Origin of the sequence: Saezia sanguinis, assembly GCF_003991585.1 — a bacterium.
GTDB classification, from domain to species: domain Bacteria; phylum Pseudomonadota; class Gammaproteobacteria; order Burkholderiales; family Burkholderiaceae_C; genus Saezia; species Saezia sanguinis.
Map to the genome: position 1 here is coordinate 1 of NZ_PQSP01000029.1, position 358 is coordinate 358.

The 358-nt window shown below is 69.0% G+C and carries 1 protein-coding gene; it reads left to right on the forward strand.

The features are described 5' to 3' along the window. Nucleotides 1–10: 10 nt before the first annotated feature. A partial coding sequence (locus tag CUZ56_RS14855) for an alpha/beta fold hydrolase (RefSeq protein ID WP_204250933.1) occupies nt 11–358 on the forward strand: 348 nt, incomplete at its 3' end.

Here is a 358-nt window from a genome sequence, read left to right on the forward strand (position 1 = left end):
GTCCCCGGCCATGGACAACGTGGTGCTCATCGAGCACGCGCTGACCGGCGATTCCCATGTGGTGGGCGAACCCGATGCCGATCATCCGCAACCCGGATGGTGGAACGGGATGGTCGGGCCGGGCGCGCCCATCGACACCGACGAATGGTGTGTGGTCGCCACCAATGTGCTCGGCGGCTGTCAGGGCAGTACCGGCCCCGCGTCCCCGGCGCCCGACGGCGCATCGTGGGGGGCACGCTTCCCGGAAATCTCCATCCGCGACCAGGTGAGCGCCGAACTGCGGTTGTTCGACCTGCTCGGTATCGACCGGATCGCGGCGGCGATCGGCGGTTCGATGGGCGGTATGCGGGTCCTGGAG